This is a genomic window from Deltaproteobacteria bacterium (genome assembly GCA_020845895.1).
Classification (GTDB): domain Bacteria; phylum Lernaellota; class Lernaellaia; order JACKCT01; family JACKCT01; genus JADLEX01.
The window spans coordinates 36,891-55,929 of sequence record JADLEX010000094.1; the positions used below are offsets into that span (position 1 = coordinate 36,891).

Consider the following 19,039-nt stretch of genomic DNA (forward strand, 5'->3'; position numbering starts at 1 on the left):
TATAATTATGGCACTTGCATGTGAAGTCCAGAATCGCGGGTCGCGGGATGCCGAAACGGATGCCGAACGAGATGTGGACATAGAGGTTCGACATTTTCAGAGTGACGATGAATCGTGTGAGGCGCTCGGTTATCCGAATTTCCGAAATCAAGCAACTACTGTGAACGTATGCTTGGAGTCTCTCGACGACTCCGATAATCGTGCGTGCTTCGACGGACACAACACCGGATCAATTCTTTCATGTCGAACGAACGACCCGGCGCAAGAACGATACTCGATGAGTATTTTCAAGAGCCAAAGTGATATCGATGAATGTGATTACGCCGGACAGAGTTATTCTGTGTTTGTAGATGCGAACTTCAATTCGGAGGACGTCGTTTCGCTCGTCGAACTCTGCCACTCCTGCCGCCTCGACATCTGTCAAGTGGAATTCACGGAGTCTCGCATTGAATTCGCGGCGGTCGCCTTGGACTGCCCCGTGCTGCAGGACCCTGGGACGGACGACAAGTCGCGGCCCGCAGCGAAGGCGTTTCCGGAAGGGAACCCGAGTAATCACGTTCATGCGGTTCGAATTCCGAAGTCCGACCTGCCGATCCACGTGACGATCTACACCCAGGAACCGGAGACGGAGGAGGCGTGCTGGTACCCGGACGTACCGCCGCTGCCGGCATCATGACGCGCCGCCGAGTCGTTTGGTCGCTCGCCGCGATGCTGATGCTCGCAGCCTTCATCGCGGGTGCGTTGGCGATGGCGATGGGGACCGGCCGATCGGCGACACCGACGGCGGATAGCGGCGTCGAGAGCGCGATCGTGGCGCGCGTGAACGGTGTGCCGATCACGATTGCCGAACTGGAGCGCGCGATGGCCGCACTTCGGGAATCGTCGCGTGGGAATAATTTCGCCGCGTGGCGCGCCCGTGTGCTGGATTCCCTCATCAACGCTGAACTGTTTCGGCAGGCTGCGCGAGCCCGCGATGGCGACGATACCGCGCCGCCGGAAGCCGTGCGCGACGCGATCGAAGACGCCCGGGCCGAGAGCTTCGCTCAACCCTCGAACGCAAAGGAAGCGGGCGTCGATTTGTCAGCCGGCCATTTCGTCGATCGGGACGAATACAAGCGCGACCTGAGTGTCACGCGCGAAACGGCCCGCCGGTATCGCGAGCGTGTCGAGGCGCTGCGCCGGAGTGCAAACCTCGAGGTCGATGAGACCGCTCTGGCAGCGGCGGGTATCCGTCCGAGATGATCGTCCGCGCGCTTGCGTTTTCGGGGGTGCGTGCGTAAAACCTCGGCCGAGGGGGTCGGGCCTGACCATGAAGCGCGTTTGCACGGCGTGTCACGCCGTTTCCGACATCGATGGCGACACGTGTCCGCGCTGCGGCGGAAACGCCGTCACGCTCGACGCGTGGCGCAACTTGCGCGCGCAGATTCCGCCGGCGGGCGCACCCTCTCCCGCGTCGCCTAATCCGACCGAAGCCACGACCGTTCGGCTTTCGATGTCGAAGCCGTCGGGGCGCGGCGAGGCCGAGCGCGGCGACGGCACGGCATTCGTGCTTGGAATGTTCCTGTCCTTCCTGTGTTTCGCCATCGCGTTCATCACGGTCTACGTCGTCATCGACTGGATCGGGTGAACGCCAGACGGCAGTTTCAGACACCTTCCCGGCATTCCTTTCCTCTGAGAACCTTCGCGCACTCCAAAATAATCTCAATAAATCCAGCAGCTTAGGTTCGCATTCCACTCGGCATCCGAATTGCTTTGTTCCGGGCCGGAGGTGAGTTCATGGGGATCGAGAGTTTTCTGTTCGACAGTCCCGTCTACCGCGCGCTGGAGCGGAATCTGGAGTTCCAGACCAAGCGCATGGAAGCGGCCAGTTCGAACATCGCGAATATGGATACACCGGACTACCGAGCTGTCGAGGTCTCCTTCGAGCAGCGACTCTCGACGGAAATTCGCCGAGTGAACCCCGAGATCCCCGTCTCCACGAATCCCCGGCACTTCGGTCTCTCCCTCATGGCCGACCGCCCCGTCGCGATCACCGAATCGAGCGACCGGTCGATGCGCGTGGACGGCAACACGGTGGACATGGATCAGGAACTGATGTCCCTCGCGACCGCCCAACTCGAATACTCCGCTTCCGTCACGGGCCTTTCGCGCAAGTACAGCCTTCTCGCCACAGCCATCCAGAGCCGGTTCTAGCCGGTCCCCGTGCCCTCGTTCCTGCCCGGCGGCCCTTTTGCGTCCGCGGGCCAAATCTGTTAACACGTCGGCGGCCAGAAAAAGGGGTGCGCGGCGTGCGTGCGAATCGGAAAACCGATCGGCGGATTTGCGTGGCGATGGCGCTGGTCGGCGCGGTCGCGGCGCTCGCGTTCGCCCTGGCGGCGTGCAAGCTCGGCCCGTCCGAAACCGCGCCGACCTTCGCCGAGGGTGTGCTCGTCACCGTGAACGGCGAGGCCATCACCGTGGACGACTTCCACGCCGCCTTCGCCAAGGCATCGAAAGGCAAGTCCGGAGTGCCCGACGACCCGCCCACGCAGCTCACGATCAAGGGCTTGTTCCTCTCGGAACTCGTGGACAAGAAACTTCTCGAGCAGCAGGCCGCAACGCTCGGGATCGCCGTGACCGATTCGGAGATCCAAGAGCGCGTGACGAAACTCGCCGCCGATTATCCCGCCGGCGAATTCGAGAAAATGATGGCGGATCGCCAGGTGGACGCGGCCGGGCTTCGTGCGCAAGTGGCCGGTCAGATCCTCGTCGATCGCATTGTGGAAAAGGCGATCGCGCCATCGGTGCAGATCTCGCCGTCCGAAGTCGAGGCCGACTACATCTACCATCAGGACGAATACCGCGAGCCCGAACGCGTGCGCGCGAGCCAGATCCTCGTCAAGACCGAGGTCGAGGCCGAAGGACTGGTCGCGCAGCTTTACGCCGGGGGCGATTTTGCCCAGCTCGCCCGCGAACGCTCCATCGCCCCCGAGGCGCAGACCGGCGGCGATCTGGGCTTTTTCGGCGAGGGCGAGATGCCCGAGGCCATCAGCCAGGCCGCGTTCAACATGGCGGTCGGGCAGACCTCGGGCGTGTTGCGCACGCCGTTCGGATTCCACATCATCCGCCTCACCGACCGCCGGCCCGAGCACAATATCGCCTTCGAGACGGTGCGCGATCGGATCGCCGAGAAAATCCGGCAGAAAAAAGCGCAGGACGGCCTGCAAAGCTATCTCGAAAAGGTGCGCGCCGCGGCCGAGATCCGTTACAATCAGGCGCTCATCACGGAGATGTCATTTTGAATCGCTTCGTTGCCATTCTCCTCGCAATCGCGGTCGCGCTCGTCGCGACGGTCGCCGACGCCGAGGTCGTCAACCGAATCGCGGCTATCGTCGACGACGAAATCATCACCGTGTGGCAGGTCGAGCGCGAGTCCCGCCCGGTCGTTGCGGCCTATCTGGCCGCGTCGGAAGAGGACACCGCCGAACAGCGCGCCGCGCGCGTGAGCGAGATCAAAGCCGACATCATGCGCCGGATGATTGAAAACATTCTGCTCGAACGCGAAGTCGCCCGCTTGGGATTTCCGGTCGAGGAAGCGGATATCGACAAGTACATCGACCGCATTCTCGCGGGTAACCGCATGACGCGCGAGCAGCTCTCCGAGACGCTGGCGCGCGAGGGCAAAACGCTCGACGACATGCGCGACCAGATCCGAAAGCAGATCATGCGCGAGCGCTACGTGAGTTTCCGCATGAAGGATCGCATCGCCGTCTCCGAGGACGAGGCCCGCTCCTACTATCAAGCGAATCCGGATCAGTTCGTGGACGACACGCGGATCACGCTCGCGGAGATCCGTTTCAACCTGCCGCCCGACGCCGATCCCGAGGCCGTGCGCGGCATCTTCGACCTCTCGGCGCAGACCTACGAGAACCTGCTCACGGGTGCGGACTTCGAACAGACGGCGAAGACCGTGTCGCAGGGGCCGACGGCGAAAAACGGCGGATTTCTGGGCTCGTTCCTCATGAGCAAGGACCTCAAGCCCACCTACCAGCGCGCCGCGGAGACCCTGGAGCCCGGGCAGATTTCCACCGTTTATCGCGATACGGTGGGTTTCTTCATTCTCAAATGCCTGGAACGCACGGCGTCGGGCACGCGACCGTTCGAGGACGTGCGCGAGCAGATCGAGATGAAGTTGCGCAAGGACCTGTCCGAGCGCGAGATGCGCAAGCTCGCGCAGGAGCTCTACAAGAAGAGCTTCGTCGACATCAAGGTCAAGGAGTTTCCGGGAAACTGATCGCCCGGCCACGCGATGGGCACCGACGACAAATTCTCGATCGCCATCACGATGGGGGATCCGCTCGGTATCGGTCCCGAAGTGATCGCGAAGTCGCTGCACATCGCCGAGGCCATCGCGCGACCCGTCCTCATCGGCATTCCCGACATTCTCCGAGACGCTATTCGCAAATACAGTGACGAGTCCGTCGCGGTACGCGCCGACGAGTTCTCGATCGTGGCGCCCGAAAGTCCCACGGGCGATTCCCCCGCGGCGCGCGGAAGATTGCAGGCCGAGTGCATCGAGATCGCCGTGGCCATGACGATGCGGGGCGAGACCGCGGCGATCGTCACCGCGCCGAGCAGCAAGGCGAAATTCGACGCGGCGGGCGTGGACGTCCCCGGCCAGACCGAGCTGATCGCCCGTCTGTGCGGCGCCGAGACGCCCGTGATGATGTTGGCCGGGAAAAAACTGCGCGTCGTTCCCCTCACGACGCACTGCCCCGTCGTAGAGGTTCCTTCCCGTCTCTCGATCGAAATGATCGTGCGACAACTGCGCGTGATCGACGCGGACCTTCGGCGCTGGTTCGGCATCGGTCGGGCGCGCATCGCGCTCACGGGTCTGAATCCGCACGCGGGGGAGGGCGGTTTATTCGGGCGCGAGGAGATCGAGATTCTCGCACCCGCGGCAGCCCTCGCGCGCAGCGAAGGCATCGACGTCACCGACCCGCAGCCGGCGGACACCGCGTTCCACTTCGCGGTGCGCGGCCGGCACGATGTCGTCGTCGCGCCCACGCACGATCAAGCGCTCATTCCGCTCAAGCTCCTGCACTTCGACGACGGCGTGAACCTGACGCTCGGCCTGCCGTTTCCGCGTACGTCTCCCGACCACGGCACCGCACCCGACATTGCCGGACGAGGAATTGCGAATCCCGCGAGCATGATCGCCGCCATCCATACGGCGGTGGCGATGGCGCGGCGAGGTTCACCGGGACGGTGAACCCGACCATCGCCAACCCCAAACGGGTCAAAAATATGGACCGATCAGGCAGTTAATCGGTCATGTTTTCGTGCCGATTTCATCGTTCGGCACGCTCCCTCCACCGCGCGAGTGTGCTATAAGACGGCGCTCTCGGGGGGCGTCGTCGGGATGAGCAACAACGTCATCGCCATCAAAGGCGCGCGGGAACACAACCTGCGCAACATCCACTTGGAACTGCCGCGCGACCGGCTCGTCATCATCACGGGCCTTTCCGGCTCCGGGAAAAGCTCGCTCGCGTTCGACACGATTTACGCCGAGGGGCAGCGTCGATACGTCGAAAGCCTCTCGGCCTACGCGCGCCAGTTTCTCGAGCAATTTTCCAAGCCCGATGTCGACTCGATCGAGGGCCTGTCGCCCGCCATCAGCATCGAGCAGAAGACCACCAGCCGGAACCCCCGCTCGACCGTCGGCACCGTCACCGAGATCTATGACTACATGCGACTGCTTTTTGCGCGCGTCGGCCGCCCGCACTGCTACAAGTGCGGCAAGCCGATCGCGGCGCAGTCGCCGCAGACGATGGTCGACACCTTGATGGGCTATCCCGAGAGCACGCCGATCACGGTCATGTCGCCCGTCGTGCGTGGGCGCAAGGGCGAGTACCGCAAGGAACTGGCGCTGTTCGCGAAGCAGGGTTTCGTGCGCGTGCGCATCGACGGGCAGACGCACGAGATCGCCGACGCGCCGGCGCTTCAGAAGAACCTGAAGCACGACATCGATCTCATCGTGGACCGCATCAAAGTGCGGCCGGGCGTCGAGCGCCGATTGACGGATTCGGTCGAGACGGCGCTGCGTCACGCGGAAGGGTTGGTGAAGATCGAAGTCGGAGGCGAGACTCGGTATTTTTCACAGTCGTTCGCGTGCATCGACTGCGGCGTGAGCTACCCTGAAATCGAGCCGCGTCTGTTTTCGTTCAACAACCCCCACGGTGCCTGCCCCAACTGCGATGGTCTCGGCTCCAAGATGTTCATGGACCCGGATCTCGTGGTGCCCAATCCGAACCTGTCGATCCGCGAGGGCGCGGTGGTGCCGTGGGAATCCCGCGTGTCGTCGATGCACTTCCACGAGGTGCTCGAAAGCCTGGGCCGCGTGTTCAGCTTCTCGATTCACACGCCCTGGAAGGATCTGCCGAAGCGCGCGCAGGACGTGCTTCTGCACGGCAGCGACGGGCGCGAAATTGATTTTCACTACGGCGACGGCAAGCGGCGCTACACCTACACCAAGGCGTTCGAGGGCGTCATCACGAATCTCGAGCGGCGCTACCGCGAGACGAACAGCGAGGCGATGCGCGAAGAGATCCGACGCTTCATGAGCGTGATGCCGTGCGCCGAATGCGCGGGCTCGCGACTGCGTCCCGAGGCGCTCGCCATCAAACTCGGCGGACTCTCCATCGCCGTAACCAGCGCGAAGTCGGTCAAGGACGCGGTCCGTTTCTTCCGCGAACTCGACCTGAACGAAAAGGAAGCGCAGATCGCGGGTCGCATTCTCAAAGAGGTGAACGAGCGACTCGGGTTTCTCGAATCCGTCGGGCTCGAATACCTTTCGCTCGACCGCACGAGCGGCACGCTCTCGGGCGGCGAGAGCCAGCGAATCCGACTCGCCACGCAGATCGGTTCGTCGCTCGTCGGTGTGCTCTACATTCTCGACGAGCCATCGATCGGCCTGCATCAACGGGACAACGAGCGTCTGCTCGCCATGCTCAAGCGCCTGCGCGACCTGGGCAATACGGTGATCGTCGTCGAACACGACGCCGACACGATCCGCGAGGCCGACTGGGTGGTCGATCTCGGTCCCGGCGCGGGGCGGCACGGCGGCGAGGTCGTGTTTTCGGGCACGGTGCCCGAACTGCTCGCCGACAAAACTTCCGTGACCGGCCGCTATCTGTCGGGCGATCTCGAAATTCCCATTCCCGAAACGCGGCGCCATATCGCCAAACGCGCGATCGAACTTGTGAACTGCACCGGCAACAACCTGCGCGGCATCCACGTGTCGTTTCCGCTCGGGGTGTTCACGTGCGTCACCGGTGTGTCGGGCTCGGGGAAATCGACGCTCGTCATCGACACGCTGCGTGCCGCGCTCGAACAGCATCTTTACCGCACGAAGGAGCGGGCCGCGCCGCACGGCGGCATCAAGGGGCTTTCGTTCGTCGACAAGTGCATCAACATCGACCAGACGCCCATCGGACGCACCCCGCGCAGCAACCCGGCGACCTACACGGCGCTGTTCACACCGATCCGCGACCTCTTCGCGTCATTGCCCGAAGCCAAGGCGCGCGGGTATTCGCCGGGGCGATTCTCATTCAACGTCAAGGGCGGCCGGTGCGAGGCGTGCGAGGGCGACGGCGTCATCAAGATCGAGATGCATTTTCTGCCGGACGTTTACGTGACCTGCGACGAGTGCAAGGGCCGCCGCTACAACCGCGACACGTTGGAAGTGCACTTCAAAGGGGCGAGCATCGCGGACGTGCTGGATATGACCGTCGATCAGGGCGTCGAGTTTTTCGAGAACGTCCCCGCGATCGCGACAAAGCTGCGCACGTTGCAGGACGTGGGCCTCGGCTACATCCATCTCGGTCAGCAGGCGACGACGCTCTCGGGCGGCGAGGCGCAGCGCATCAAACTCTCGCGCGAGCTGTCGAAGCGCTCCACGGGGCGCACGCTCTACATTCTCGACGAGCCGACGACCGGCCTGCATTTCGAGGACATCCGCAAGCTGCTCGACGTGCTCGCCCGGCTCGTGGACGCGGGCAACACGGTGATCGTGATCGAGCACAACCTCGACGTCATCAAGACCGCGGACTGGATCATCGATCTCGGCCCCGAGGGCGGCGACGGCGGCGGGCAGGTCATCGCGCAGGGGACGCCGGAGCAGGTCGCGAACGCGCCGGGCAGCCACACGGGAGTCTTTCTGCGCAAGGCGCTGCATCTCGACCAGCCGCGTCGTCCGAAAAAACCGGCGAACGCCGCTCCAAAAAAGCCGTCGAGGCCACGACAGGTGCGTCTGCCGGAGATCGACTTCTAGGCGGTGAGCGATGCGAACGCGCTCGCGACGGCGGCCATGTCGTCGTCGGTGTGACCGGCGCACGCGGTGAGGCGGATGCGGCTCGTGCCTCGCGGCACCGTGGGGGGGCGGATCGCCCGAGCGAGCACGCCGCGATCGAAGAGCCGTTGCGACGCGTCGAGGGCATCGGCTTCCGCTCCGATGACAAAGGGCACGACCGCGCCGGAGACCTCGGGCCGTGCATGGCCGGTCGACTCCACGAGGTCGGCGAGTTCACCCGCACGTCCGCGCACGCGCGAGGCGAGATCCGAACCCTCGGCGCGAATGATGCGCAGCGCTTCGTGCGCCGCGCCGACCGCAGCGGGCGGCAACGCGGTCGAAAAGATCGCGCTGCGGGCGTGGTTGATGAGCGCATCGCGAAGCGCGGCGCTGCCGGCGACGAACGCGCCGAACGATCCGAACGCCTTGCCGAAGGTGCCGACCACGAGATCCACGCGCTCGATCAGGCCGAGCGACGCCGCAAGGCCGCGCCCGTCGCCGACCACGCCGAGCGCGTGCGCTTCGTCGAGAGCCAGCGCGGCATCGTGGCGCTCGCAGATCTCCACGAGCGCGGCGAGATCGGGCGCATCGCCGTCCATGGAAAAAATCGTCTCGGTGATGACCATCGCCATCCGGTAACGCGACCGGTGTTCGGCGAGGAGCGCGTCGAGCTGCGCGAGGTCGCAGTGCCGATAAATCATTCGCGTCGCGCGCGACAGGCGGCAGCCGTCGATCAGGCTCGCGTGGTTCAGTTCGTCCGATAGCACCAGGTCGCCGTCGTCGCAAAGCGCCGGGATGAAACCCGTGTTGGCGTGGTAGCCGGACCCGAAGAGCAGCGCGGTGTCCGTGCCCAGCCACTCGGCGAGGTCGTGTTCGAGGGCGACATAGGACGGCGGATTGCCCGTGACGAGGCGGCTTGCTCCCGCGCCCGCGCCCTCATCGCTCGCGGCGCGTGAGGCGGCGGCCGTCACGCGCTCATCACGCGACAGGGCGAGGTAGTCGTTGCCGCACAGGTTGACGAGTTCGCGCCCATCGAGCGCGACGCGGGGTCCCGGCGGCGACTGGAGCGCGAGGAGTTCGCGGTGAAGTCCGGCGCGCCACGTCCGCCTGGACAGCTCGTCAAGACGCTGTTGCAGAGACGAATTCAACGCGCGTCACCGATTCCGTCGCGGCAGGGGTCGGCCGCGTCGCGTCGACCGCGCCATGACCGTGCGATTCGCACGGGCGGATGCGCAATCCCAGTTCCTCGATCATGGCATGATCGGCGGTCGCGCCGCGCCCTTTGGTGGTGAGGTAATCGCCGATCATCATGCCCGACGCACCCGCGCGAAAGATTTCTTTTTGGTCGTCGCCGAGGTTCACTTCGCGTCCGCCGCACACGAGCACCTGTTTTGTCGGCAGAATGTGGCGCGCGAGGGCGATGATCTTGAGTGCGTCGCGGGAAGACAGCTCGCGGAATTCGGCGAACGGCGTGCCGGGTCGAGGATTTAAGTAGTTGATCGGCACGGAATCGACGTCGATGTCGCGCAAAAGCATGAGCAGTTCGACGCGCTGCGCCCACGTCTCGCCCATGCCGAAGATTCCGCCCGAGCACACGAACATACCCTGGCGCTTGGCGGCTTTCACCGATTCGACGTTCACCGAATACGGTCGCGTCGTGCACACTTCGCCGTAATGGCTCTCGGCGGTTTCGAGATTGTGGTGGAACATGGACATGCCGGCCTCGCGGAGCTGCGCGAGTTCGTCGTCGCCCACCACTCCCAGCGATCCGCACGGCGCGAGACCGGTTTCGCGAATGATGTCGGGAATCACCGACTTGAGTACTTCGAGTTCCGTCGTGCGAATCTTCTTGCCGGCAACCACCGTCGAAAACTCGCGCGCGCCCAGCGCTTTGGCCCGGTGCGCGGCTTCGAGGATCTTCTCACGACCGATGAACGCGTATTCGGGCGTCTCGGTCTCGTAGTGCGCCGACTGCGCGCAGAACTTGCAGTCTTCGCCGCAGTGGCCCGACTTGGCGTTGACGATCGCGCACAGCGTGACCTCGTCGCCGCGATGGGCACGGCGCAGCTTTTCGGCGCCGTCGAGCAGCGCCTCGAACGACTCGTCGTCGGGCGTGAAAATCAGCGCCAGGGCCTCATCGGCCGTCAAGGGGCGCTCGGCCGCGGTCGCGGACAGTCGGCGGATTTCGTCGGCGTACGGGATTTCGTCGGCGGACATCCGGGGTCTCCGGTCAGTGGAGTTTGAACGGCTCGCCGGCGGGACCCAAATCGATCTCGCCGCACTGCTTCTCGAAACGCGCGATCTGGTCGCGGAGCGTCAGCAACAGGCGCTTCGCATTTTTCGGCGACAGGATTGTACGGCTGTTCATGCTCGCCGTCGGTCGGCCGGGTTGCAGAAAGAACGTGTCGATCACGAACTCCGAGTCGTTGTGGTTGACGGCGCAGATATTGGCATACTGGCCGCCCGCGAGCCGCTCGTCCACCTTGAGTTCGATCTTGACGACCTGCGGTTTGGGTTTCTCTTCGGTTTCATCGCTCATGATGGCATCCCGTCGGGGTGATTGGTCGATGGTCTGTGGTCAGCGCGTTCGCCGGTCGAGCTCGGCCTCGAGCGCCGCGCGATTCGTGCTGATGTACGTCTCGAGTTCCTCGGCCGTGACGCCCAAATCGCGGAGCGTGGCCTTGACGATGTCATCCGCCCCACCGATACGCCGCGCCCCGCTTCGTTCCAGCGTCAGAACGAACAGGGCCGCCCCCTCGATCGAACGGTTGGGCTTATAGTCTTTTCCGATCGTCATCGCGCGCGTCGCTCTTGAGGAAAACTTGTACCCGCTTTCGGTCGCCGTCGCCGATACTGCGCGTCGTGACGAGTTCGTCGTCTCGCAGCGTGGTGTGGACGATGCGGCGATCGAACGCGGTCAACGGCCGCGTCAACTGCGGACGACCGTTTTTCTTCACCTTCTCGGCGAGCGACAGCGCGTCGTCTTCGAGCCGCGCGGCCTTGCGGTCGCGGTAGTTCTCGGAATCGACGACGATGCGGCCGATCTTCGGGTTGCGCCGGGCGGTGATGCGATTGATGAGGTATTGCAGCGCGTCGAGCGTCTCGCCGTGGCGACCGATGAACAGCCCGGACCCGTTGCTCGCCACCGACAGCACCAGACGGTCCGTTTCGCGGCGTACCTCGACCGCGACATCGGGATCGAGGTGACGGCACAGTGCGGCGAGCTCTTCCGCGGGGTCGTAGTTCGGATCGATGACGACATGACGCGTCGCCGATTCGTCGTCCCCGTCGTCCTCGAATGGCGCCGATTCCTCGCCCGACGCTTCGATCGCGCCGTTCTCATCCGCGACCGGTTCGGCGTCGGCCGGCCCGGGCGCCTCGGGAGGAGCGCCCTTCGTCACGCGCACGCGGGCCTTGCGCGTGGTCATTCCGAGCGTCGTTTTCGGCTCCTGAACGACTTCCACGCGGACCTCGTCGGGCGAGGTTCCCAGCTGGCGGCAGGCGTCGGCCACCGCTTCGTCGATCGTGGCGGCTTCCGTTTCGATCGTGATCTTCATCGTCGCCTCGTTCGCGACGCGCTTGAACGCGTCACGCGGCCTTGGCCACCGGCTTCGGCGGCGCGCCCGGGGTCAGCCCGGTCTTGTTCATGTAAAACTGCTGGGCGATCGTCAGGATGTTGCTGACCAGCCAGTACAGAACCAGGCCGGATGGAAAACTCAGGAACATGAACGTGAAAACCACCGGCATCAGCATCATCATCTTCTGCTGGATCGGGTCGGCCGACGACGGGGTCATCTTTTGCGTGATGACCATCGTCGCGCCCATGATGATCGGGGTGACGTAGTAGGGGTCGGGAGCGGAGAGATCCTGAATCCACCACGCGAAAGGCGCGTGACGCAGTTCGATCGTCCCGTAGAGCGCCCGGTAGAACGCGAGAAAGACCGGAAGCTGGAGCAGCAACGGCAGACAACCCGACGCCGGATTGACGTTGTGCGCCTTGTAGAGCGCCATCATCTCCTGATTGAGGCGCTCGCGATCTTCCTTGTGTTTCTCGCGAAGCTCCTGCATGAGCGGCGCGAGCGCCGACATCGCCTTCATCGATTTGTACGACTTGTACGTGAGCGGATACATCAGCACCTTGACGATGATCGTGGTGATGATGATTGCGATGCCCCAATTTCCCGTCCAGCCGTAGAGCAGCTGAAGGAAGCGCACGAGGAGTTTCGCGATGGCCGAGAACCATCCGAAGTCGATGGCCCGGTCGAAGCCGTGGCCCGCGGCGATCAGGACGTCCTCGCCCTTGGGTCCGAAGTACGCATGGAAATCGAAGGTGGCCTCGCCGCCGGGCGCAATGGTTGTTTCGGGCAGCGTCAGGATGGCGACGATCGGGTCGGTCGGATTCTGCGGCCCAAGCACCTGCACCTGCGTGGTCTCGGAAACGCCCGGCGCGACGGCCGATAGAAAATAGACGTTTTCGAACCCGGACCACATGACGTTGCCGGGATGCTGCACGCCCGCGGCTTTGTCGAGGGGCTTGGTCTCGAGGCTGCCGCCCACGAAGGCGGCGAACTGCGTGATATTGAGATTCGGTTTGAAGAAGCTGCTCTTCTCCACCTTGAATTCGTGAAAGAGCGACATCGACAGGCGACCCTGCGCCGACGCCGCGCCCAGGCTTTTGATCGTGACCTTCAGATCGACCCGGTACTTGTCGAAGTCGGGCGTGTACGCCTTCGTGATGCGAAAGCCCGCGGGGTCGTCGCGCTCGAAGACGATGCCGTCCGGCGCATTGCGCACGATTCGGTAGGTGTCCTTTTCGGCTATCGTGGGACCCGAGCCGACCCAGTACGTACTCATCGGCAGGCGACCGGTGCTCTGCGTTTGGATCAGGTCGAGGGGCTCGCCCTTGGGACCGGCCACGTCGTTGAAGCTTTTGAGTTTCCAGGACGCCACGCGGCCGCCGACGTTGCTGAACGCGGCCGCGACCTTGTCGTCGTCGATCGCGATGGGCGGGAGAACGGGGGCCAGATCGATCGGCGGGGCTGCCTCCGCGGGCGCGCCGTTCGCGGTCGCGGTGAGCGGATCGTTCGGTGTCGTCCCGGGAGGCGTCGAGGCAAGCGTCCCCGGTGTCGCCGAGCTTCCCGCCGGTGCGGTCATCGCGGGCGTCGCGGTCGCGACGGCCTGTGTCGCGGTCTCGTCCAACTCGGCGGGTTCGTCCTTGGGCGACAGATAGCTCCACCCCACGAGAATCACGAAAATCAGAATCATCCCGATGACAAAGTCGCGATCCATCGACGAATCCTGTTCGATTACGGCCGCGGCGCGGGGTCAAACCCGCCGCGTGCGAAGGGATGGCAGCGCAGGAGCCGCCAAAGCGTCAGGAGAAAAGCCCGCGGAATCGAATGCGAGGCGAAGCAATCGCGGGCGTAGTCGGAACACGTCGGTTCGAAGCGGCATGCCGCGGGCAGCCAGGGCGAGACCGCCAGCTTATACAGACGCAGGACCGCCAGAGCCGTTCGGCGGGCGGGTCGGGGCGTCGCCCGAACCGCCGCGTGGGGTTCGCAGCAGGAACGGGGCATGGCGGAAGAGTCGATCAAAATTGCTCTCCACATCGGCGAGAACGCGAAGCGCCGCTGCATCCCGCACGATCACGACGATGTCGTAACCCGGAGCAAGGAGGTGGCGGTGCGTGCGATAATACTCGCGAATCAGGCGCTTGGCACGATTGCGCCGAACCGCCTTGCCCGATTGCCGGCTGAGCGTCAGACCGACTCGGGGCCATGCCCGGCGGCCGCGGTCCACGAGCACCGTGAAATCCGGCGTGCGAAACCGTTTGCCGCGACGCCCGACGCGCAGAAAATCGCGCCGGTCGAGCAGACGCGAGGCCTTGGGAAACCGCTGCCCCGTCGGCTTCGCATCCATCGCCGCGTCATCAGCCCCGCGCCTTGGTCTTGAACACCGGGGCGAGAACCTTGCGGCCCTTGGCCCGTCGCGACTTGAGCACGGCGCGGCCCCAACGCGTGGCCATCCGATGACGGAAGCCGTGCGTGCGAACCCGCTTCAGGTTGCGCGGTTGATAAGTCTGTTTCATGGCGTCACCTCAAAAAAACCCGGCCCCGATCCTCGGGATATTCTCTCGTATCCCGGCGGAATTCGTGGGGCAAGTGTTGAAGATCTCGTAAGAATCCGCGTCGCAAAGGCCGCCTTGTGTAGCCAAAACGCCCCCGCTTGTCAACCGCGACTCCCCGTTTGCGATCGGGGATCGAATATGGGACTTGCCTGCGCCGACGAGGCCGGGCGCCGGGCCAAGTTGTCACGCACCAACCCGTCCGATATAAGGGCAATGTTCGGCCGGGGGGCGGACGTCTTCGAAAGGACCATCGCCATGTACGCATCGCGGATCCATCGCGCAGCGCTCGTCGTGTTATTGGGGCTCGCACTCCTTTTCGCTCTTGTTCCGGTCGCTCGGGCGGATTCGGCCGGCGACGCTCTTTACGCGAAAGTTCAGAAGTCGCTGGGCGCGGTGAATACGGCGACCTATCAGCTCACGCTGCAAAACCGCGTCGGGTCGAAGATGCGACCCAAGGAAGTCATCCAGTGCAAGACGACGCGCGAGGGCAAGCTGTATCTGAAGTGGACGGGCGACGCGAACAAGAATCGCGAGCTGATCTACAAGCCCGGCTGGAACAACGACAAGCTGTGGGTGAAGGAAGGCGGTGCGCTCGACTTCGCGGCGGTCGCGGTGGCTTTCGACGACCCGATCGTGAAATCCGATTACGTGCGTTCGCTGGACGTGCTCATTTTCGATCGCCTCGCGAAGGTGATCGCCGAATGGAAGTCGGCGGGGGTCGCGACCGTCGAGCCGGACGGCCAGACGCTTCGCATCACGGCGTCGGGGCAGGGCGTGTCGCTCATCACGCCGGACGCCGCGGGGCTCCCAACGAAAATCGTCGTCAAGGACGCCAAAGACCAGATCGTCGAGGAGTACGTCATTTCGAGCATGAATGCCTCGGCGCAGCTCGGCGACGCGGACTTCGACGTGAAGAACGCGGCCTACGGATTTCCGGGGTTTTCGTCGGACGGAATCCATATCGATGCCGAGCGCATGAAGGCGACGCTCGACAAAAAGTACGGGGCGGCGAACCACTACACATGCCGCATGGAGAAGAAGGAGCGCATCGCCGGCAAGCTGCAGGAAAAGCAGACCATGGAGGTCAAGTTCCGCAAACCCGGCGACATCTACATGAAGTGGGCCAAGGGACCGCACGAGGGGCGGCAGATGCTCTACCGCGTGGGCAAGGACGATAAGATCACGGTGAAAGAGGCCGGGATTCTGGGCATCGCCACCGTGAAAATCGACCCCAACGGCTCGCTGGTCAAAGCCGATACCAATCACCCCCTGACCGAACTCGACATGGGTTTCACCATCGGGATGATCTACCAGCAACTCTCCAAGGGCCAGAAAAACGGCGACATCAAGCTGAAATTCAAGGGCGTCGAGAACATCGGGGGCAAGCCGGCCTACGTCGTCGAATCCTGGTTCCAAAACGCCGAGACGCAGGGCTATTACGCTCCGCACTCCATCAACTGGCATGACAAGGCAACCGGCCTGCCGGTGAAGACGGCCTCCTTCGAGGCCAACGGCGATCTGCGCGAGGAGTTTCTCTGGACGAACATCAAGTTCAACCCCGGCCTCACCGACGCGGATTGGGACCCGGCGAACCCCGAATACGGGTTCTAAAGCCGCTTCCCGACTAGCGCGCGGATCTCGCGCCCGGAATTTTCCCCGTCGGTTCAGACGAGGAAAAATCCTTCTCGAAATATTTCGACTGTGGTATAGATCACACAATAACCTTGCGAATGCATTTTTCGCCATGTTGGGGATGGCGCGTCGATCCGGTATTCCCCGGGCGCCGCGCGGATGGATGCGGCGATGATTCCGAGCGACGGGATAGCGGCGGACGTGTCCGCAATTCCGGAAACCGGCGGACGTGAAAATGTCGACCGGGCGGGTTCGCCCTCGTCCACGCTTTCGTTTTTCCCGTTCAGCGACATTCTCGATCTGGGACGCGACGGCCTGTGCGTCATCGTCGGCGGAATCCTTCGTCATGTGAACACGTCACTCGTCGAGATGCTGGAGACCACGGCGGCGGCGATGCTCGGACGGCCCTTTCTCGATTTCGTCGATCCCGCCCATGCGGCCGCGCTCGACGAGCTGTATCGACGCCACGTCGGCGGGACGCGCGACATCGGGCTCGTCGAGTCGATGCTCGTGCGCGCCGACGGAACGAAGGTGCCGGTCGAGATCGACGGCGGCGTTATCGAGATCGGCGAGGAGAGGGCCGAGGTCGTCGTGCTGCGCGACCTGCGGGACGACGAGGCGCGCACCACGGCGCTGCTGGAAAGCGAGCGGCGTTATCGCGTTCTCGTCGAACACTCCCGCGATCTCATCGGCATCCTCGACGGCGGACGGTTGCAGTATGTGAACCGGGCCGGACGGCGCATGCTCGCCACGACGAACGCCGCCGGCGACCACGTCGACTTCGTCGAGCGGATTCATCCGGGCGACCGGCCGTCGTGGCGATCCGCGATCGAATCGGCCGCGACGCGGGATGAGATCGCGGATCTGGAAATTCGCCTGCCCGGCAAGAACCGACGAGATCTCTATTTCGACGTGTCGCTCATTCCGATGGTGCTGGCGGGCCGGCACGTGCTTCAACTCGTAGCCCGCGACGTGACGGAGCGGCGCAAGGTGCGCGAGGCGGTCGTGCGCAAGGATCGCCTCCTGCGCGAAATGATCCGGGCCGCCAAGGACGCGGTCGTGATGATCGACGCCGATGGGCTCATCCAGATTTTCAACCCCGCCGCCGAGAAGATGTTCGGCTGGGGCGCCGCGCAGGCGATCGGCAAGCCGGTCACGATGCTCCTGCCTCCCGCGATTCGCCGCCGCCACGAGCGCGCCGTGCGCGATTTCTTCCGCGATGGGGGCGGTCACGGTCTGATGAACGCCACGTCCGAACTGCACACCCGGACGGTGGACGGACGGGACATCGACATCGAGCTGTCGCTATCGTCCGGCTTTGTCGGCGGCGCCGGATTCGTGATGGCCCTGGTGCGCGACGTGACGGAACGCAAACGCGTCGTCCGTGCGCTCGAAGAAAGCGAAGAGAGGTTCCGGGCGCTCTTCGAGCACGTGCAGGACGTCGTGCTCCTGCACAAGATCGACCGCAACGGATTTCCGGGGCGGATCCTCGAAGTCAACGAGGCGACGTGCCGCCTGTTGGGATATTCGCGCGATGAACTCCTTCGCATTTCCCCGCTCGACATCCACGCGAAGCCCGCGGGTGGTGCGGCGAAGATGCGGGAGGTGATGGACGAGCTGCGCGATCGTCAAACGGCGATTTTCGAGCGCGATCAGATCGCAAAGGACGGTCGCCGGGTCCCCGTCGAGATCTGCGCGAGTCGCTTCGAGATGAACGGCCGCGCGACGGTGCTGTGGGTGGCGCGCGACATCACCGAACGCAAGAAAATCGAGACGATCATGCGGCGCACGCAGTCCGATCTCGAGGACAAAATCCACGAGCGCACGGCGGAATTGCGTCGCGCATACCGGTTTCTCGAAGAGCAGTATCAGCAGCGATTGCAGGTTGAGCAGGAACTCACCGAGAGCGAGCGGATGCTCTCGACGTTGATGGGCAACCTGCCCGGCATGGCATATCGCTGTCGCCCGGAATCGCCGTGGACGATGGAATTCGTGAGCGAGGGGTGCGTGGATTTAACCGGATTCGCCGCCGAGGATCTGACAAGTCGGACGCCCTATGTGCGTCTGATCCATCCCGAGGACTTCGTCGAGATCCGGCGAATTGTCGCGAGCGCGCTGCTCGAAAAGAAGACGTTTCGCTTCGTTTACCGCATCCAGACGTCATCGGGCGCGGAGAAGTGGGTGTGGGAGCAGGGCCGCCCGATTCTCGACTCGATCGGACGCATTTCGTCGGTCGAGGGCTTCGTTACCGACATCACGGAGCGCAAGCGCGCCGAGGAGCAGTTGCGATTGCTGGCGACGCGCGATCATCTGACCGGGCTGTTCAATCGCCGGCATTTCTGGGAACTGCTCGTCAAGCGGGTGGACGAATCCCGCATCGACAGCCGACGCCTGAGCGTCGGCATCGCCGATCTGGACGGGTTCAAGCAGATCAACGACGTCTTCGGCCATCGCGCGGGCGACGACGTGCTCAAGAACTTCGGCGAGATCGTCCGGCGCGAACTGCGTCCGATGGATTTCGCATGTCGTTACGGCGGAGATGAATTCTGTCTCGTCTTCCCGGATTCCGGTGCACGGCAGGCGGTGGTGTGCGCCGAGCGTATCCGGCGGCGGTTCGGCCAGGAGCAGGTCGTCGTCGGAGTCGAACAACAGCATCACGCGTCCGTGTCGATCGGGATCGTCGAACTCGCATCGCACCACAATACGGCGCAGGACCTCGTCGATCACGCCGACCGTGTTCTGTATATCGCGAAGCAGGCGGGGAAGAATCGCACGATCGACGGTCACGACTTTCCCGAGGCGCACGTCCCCATGCTGCCCGCTCGCCGGGACACGCCGAATTCGTGATACGGATGTTGCAAATTCATTGATTCGCCGTAACATGCCGCGCGATTTGGCGTCGCGCTCTCCCGTGTTCGCGGCGTGTATGCGTACGACTTTTATGGACGAGG

At 63.9% G+C, this 19,039-nt stretch carries 19 protein-coding genes; 10 read left to right on the plus strand and 9 right to left on the minus strand.

The features are described from left to right. The first annotated feature begins 277 nt into the window (after window positions 1–277). From IT350_12325 to uvrA, 8 genes are all read left to right on the plus strand, one after another. Window positions 278–676 carry a hypothetical protein gene (locus tag IT350_12325; protein MCC6158830.1) on the plus strand — a complete coding sequence of 133 codons (399 nt, stop codon included), beginning with the start codon at window positions 278–280 and terminating at the stop codon, window positions 674–676. Next, the gene (locus IT350_12330) at window positions 637–1,242 is read left to right on the plus strand and encodes a SurA N-terminal domain-containing protein (GenBank protein MCC6158831.1); all 606 of its coding nucleotides are present in this window, start codon (window positions 637–639) and stop codon (window positions 1,240–1,242) included. The genes IT350_12325 and IT350_12330 overlap by 40 nt, the downstream gene beginning before the upstream one ends. A 67-nt stretch (window positions 1,243–1,309) precedes the next feature. Further along, the gene (locus IT350_12335) at window positions 1,310–1,627 is read left to right on the plus strand and encodes a hypothetical protein (GenBank protein ID MCC6158832.1); all 318 of its coding nucleotides are present in this window, start codon (window positions 1,310–1,312) and stop codon (window positions 1,625–1,627) included. Between the two features lie 149 nt (window positions 1,628–1,776). After that, complete coding sequence (flgB, locus tag IT350_12340) at window positions 1,777–2,193, plus strand: flagellar basal body rod protein FlgB (GenBank protein ID MCC6158833.1); 417 nt, start codon at window positions 1,777–1,779, stop codon at window positions 2,191–2,193. 131 nt (window positions 2,194–2,324) lie between these two features. Then, window positions 2,325–3,281, plus strand: coding sequence for a peptidyl-prolyl cis-trans isomerase (locus IT350_12345; GenBank protein MCC6158834.1), 957 nt, complete (start codon window positions 2,325–2,327; stop codon window positions 3,279–3,281). Then, on the plus strand, window positions 3,278–4,273 hold the full coding sequence (locus IT350_12350; protein ID MCC6158835.1) for a peptidyl-prolyl cis-trans isomerase: 996 nt from the start codon (window positions 3,278–3,280) through the stop codon (window positions 4,271–4,273). Before IT350_12345 ends, IT350_12350 begins: the two co-directional genes overlap by 4 nt. A gap of 51 nt (window positions 4,274–4,324) precedes the next feature. Beyond that, window positions 4,325–5,251: a 4-hydroxythreonine-4-phosphate dehydrogenase PdxA gene (pdxA, locus tag IT350_12355; protein MCC6158836.1), complete on the plus strand. Its 927-nt coding sequence runs from the start codon at window positions 4,325–4,327 to the stop codon at window positions 5,249–5,251. A 150-nt stretch (window positions 5,252–5,401) separates the two neighbouring features. Further along, window positions 5,402–8,311, plus strand: coding sequence for an excinuclease ABC subunit UvrA (gene uvrA, locus IT350_12360; protein ID MCC6158837.1), 2,910 nt, complete (start codon window positions 5,402–5,404; stop codon window positions 8,309–8,311). Here the strand turns inward: uvrA and bioF are convergent. The 9 genes from bioF to rpmH are packed head-to-tail and all read right to left on the minus strand — an operon-like array spanning window position 8,308 to window position 14,417. Continuing rightward, window positions 8,308–9,444 carry an 8-amino-7-oxononanoate synthase gene (gene bioF / locus IT350_12365; protein ID MCC6158838.1) on the minus strand — a complete coding sequence of 379 codons (1,137 nt, stop codon included), beginning with the start codon at window positions 9,442–9,444 and terminating at the stop codon, window positions 8,308–8,310. The genes uvrA and bioF overlap by 4 nt on opposite strands. Before the next feature lie 4 nt (window positions 9,445–9,448). Continuing rightward, on the minus strand, window positions 9,449–10,546 hold the full coding sequence (gene bioB, locus IT350_12370) for a biotin synthase BioB (GenBank protein MCC6158839.1): 1,098 nt from the start codon (window positions 10,544–10,546) through the stop codon (window positions 9,449–9,451). Between the two features lie 13 nt (window positions 10,547–10,559). Beyond that, the gene (locus IT350_12375; GenBank protein MCC6158840.1) at window positions 10,560–10,868 is read right to left on the minus strand and encodes a DUF3467 domain-containing protein; all 309 of its coding nucleotides are present in this window, start codon (window positions 10,866–10,868) and stop codon (window positions 10,560–10,562) included. Between the two features lie 39 nt (window positions 10,869–10,907). Next, window positions 10,908–11,126, minus strand: coding sequence for a hypothetical protein (locus tag IT350_12380; GenBank protein MCC6158841.1), 219 nt, complete (start codon window positions 11,124–11,126; stop codon window positions 10,908–10,910). Continuing rightward, on the minus strand, window positions 11,104–11,886 hold the full coding sequence (locus IT350_12385) for a KH domain-containing protein (protein ID MCC6158842.1): 783 nt from the start codon (window positions 11,884–11,886) through the stop codon (window positions 11,104–11,106). Before IT350_12385 ends, IT350_12380 begins: the two co-directional genes overlap by 23 nt. Window positions 11,887–11,917: 31 nt before the next feature. Beyond that, window positions 11,918–13,618: a membrane protein insertase YidC gene (yidC, locus tag IT350_12390; GenBank protein MCC6158843.1), complete on the minus strand. Its 1,701-nt coding sequence runs from the start codon at window positions 13,616–13,618 to the stop codon at window positions 11,918–11,920. Between the two features lie 17 nt (window positions 13,619–13,635). Beyond that, window positions 13,636–13,905: a membrane protein insertion efficiency factor YidD gene (gene yidD / locus IT350_12395; protein ID MCC6158844.1), complete on the minus strand. Its 270-nt coding sequence runs from the start codon at window positions 13,903–13,905 to the stop codon at window positions 13,636–13,638. Further along, the gene (gene rnpA / locus IT350_12400; protein ID MCC6158845.1) at window positions 13,814–14,248 is read right to left on the minus strand and encodes a ribonuclease P protein component; all 435 of its coding nucleotides are present in this window, start codon (window positions 14,246–14,248) and stop codon (window positions 13,814–13,816) included. The genes yidD and rnpA overlap by 92 nt, the downstream gene beginning before the upstream one ends. Before the next feature lie 10 nt (window positions 14,249–14,258). Continuing rightward, window positions 14,259–14,417, minus strand: a complete 159-nt coding sequence (gene rpmH, locus IT350_12405; protein MCC6158846.1) for a 50S ribosomal protein L34 — start codon at window positions 14,415–14,417, stop codon at window positions 14,259–14,261. A gap of 294 nt (window positions 14,418–14,711) precedes the next feature. Between rpmH and IT350_12410 the strand changes: the two genes are divergently transcribed. Continuing rightward, window positions 14,712–16,067 (plus strand): DUF1571 domain-containing protein, encoded by a 1,356-nt coding sequence (locus tag IT350_12410; protein MCC6158847.1) that lies wholly within the window; start codon window positions 14,712–14,714, stop codon window positions 16,065–16,067. Between the two features lie 222 nt (window positions 16,068–16,289). Further along, window positions 16,290–18,935: a PAS domain S-box protein gene (locus IT350_12415; GenBank protein MCC6158848.1), complete on the plus strand. Its 2,646-nt coding sequence runs from the start codon at window positions 16,290–16,292 to the stop codon at window positions 18,933–18,935. The last annotated feature ends 104 nt before the right edge of the window (window positions 18,936–19,039 follow it).

Coding starts and splice junctions, on each gene's coding strand:
- yidD (MCC6158844.1), bottom strand. CDS start 13,905: ATGCCCCGTTCCTGCTGCGAACCCCACGCGGCGGTTCGGGCGACGCCC.
- bioB (MCC6158839.1), bottom strand. CDS start 10,546: ATGTCCGCCGACGAAATCCCGTACGCCGACGAAATCCGCCGACTGTCC.
- IT350_12335 (MCC6158832.1), top strand. CDS start 1,310: ATGAAGCGCGTTTGCACGGCGTGTCACGCCGTTTCCGACATCGATGGC.
- pdxA (MCC6158836.1), top strand. CDS start 4,325: ATGGGGGATCCGCTCGGTATCGGTCCCGAAGTGATCGCGAAGTCGCTG.
- IT350_12410 (MCC6158847.1), top strand. CDS start 14,712: ATGTACGCATCGCGGATCCATCGCGCAGCGCTCGTCGTGTTATTGGGG.
- uvrA (MCC6158837.1), top strand. CDS start 5,402: ATGAGCAACAACGTCATCGCCATCAAAGGCGCGCGGGAACACAACCTG.
- IT350_12385 (MCC6158842.1), bottom strand. CDS start 11,886: ATGAAGATCACGATCGAAACGGAAGCCGCCACGATCGACGAAGCGGTG.
- rpmH (MCC6158846.1), bottom strand. CDS start 14,417: ATGAAACAGACTTATCAACCGCGCAACCTGAAGCGGGTTCGCACGCAC.
- yidC (MCC6158843.1), bottom strand. CDS start 13,618: ATGGATCGCGACTTTGTCATCGGGATGATTCTGATTTTCGTGATTCTC.
- rnpA (MCC6158845.1), bottom strand. CDS start 14,248: ATGGATGCGAAGCCGACGGGGCAGCGGTTTCCCAAGGCCTCGCGTCTG.
- IT350_12375 (MCC6158840.1), bottom strand. CDS start 10,868: ATGAGCGATGAAACCGAAGAGAAACCCAAACCGCAGGTCGTCAAGATC.
- flgB (MCC6158833.1), top strand. CDS start 1,777: ATGGGGATCGAGAGTTTTCTGTTCGACAGTCCCGTCTACCGCGCGCTG.
- IT350_12380 (MCC6158841.1), bottom strand. CDS start 11,126: ATGACGATCGGAAAAGACTATAAGCCCAACCGTTCGATCGAGGGGGCG.
- IT350_12325 (MCC6158830.1), top strand. CDS start 278: ATGAGTATTTTCAAGAGCCAAAGTGATATCGATGAATGTGATTACGCC.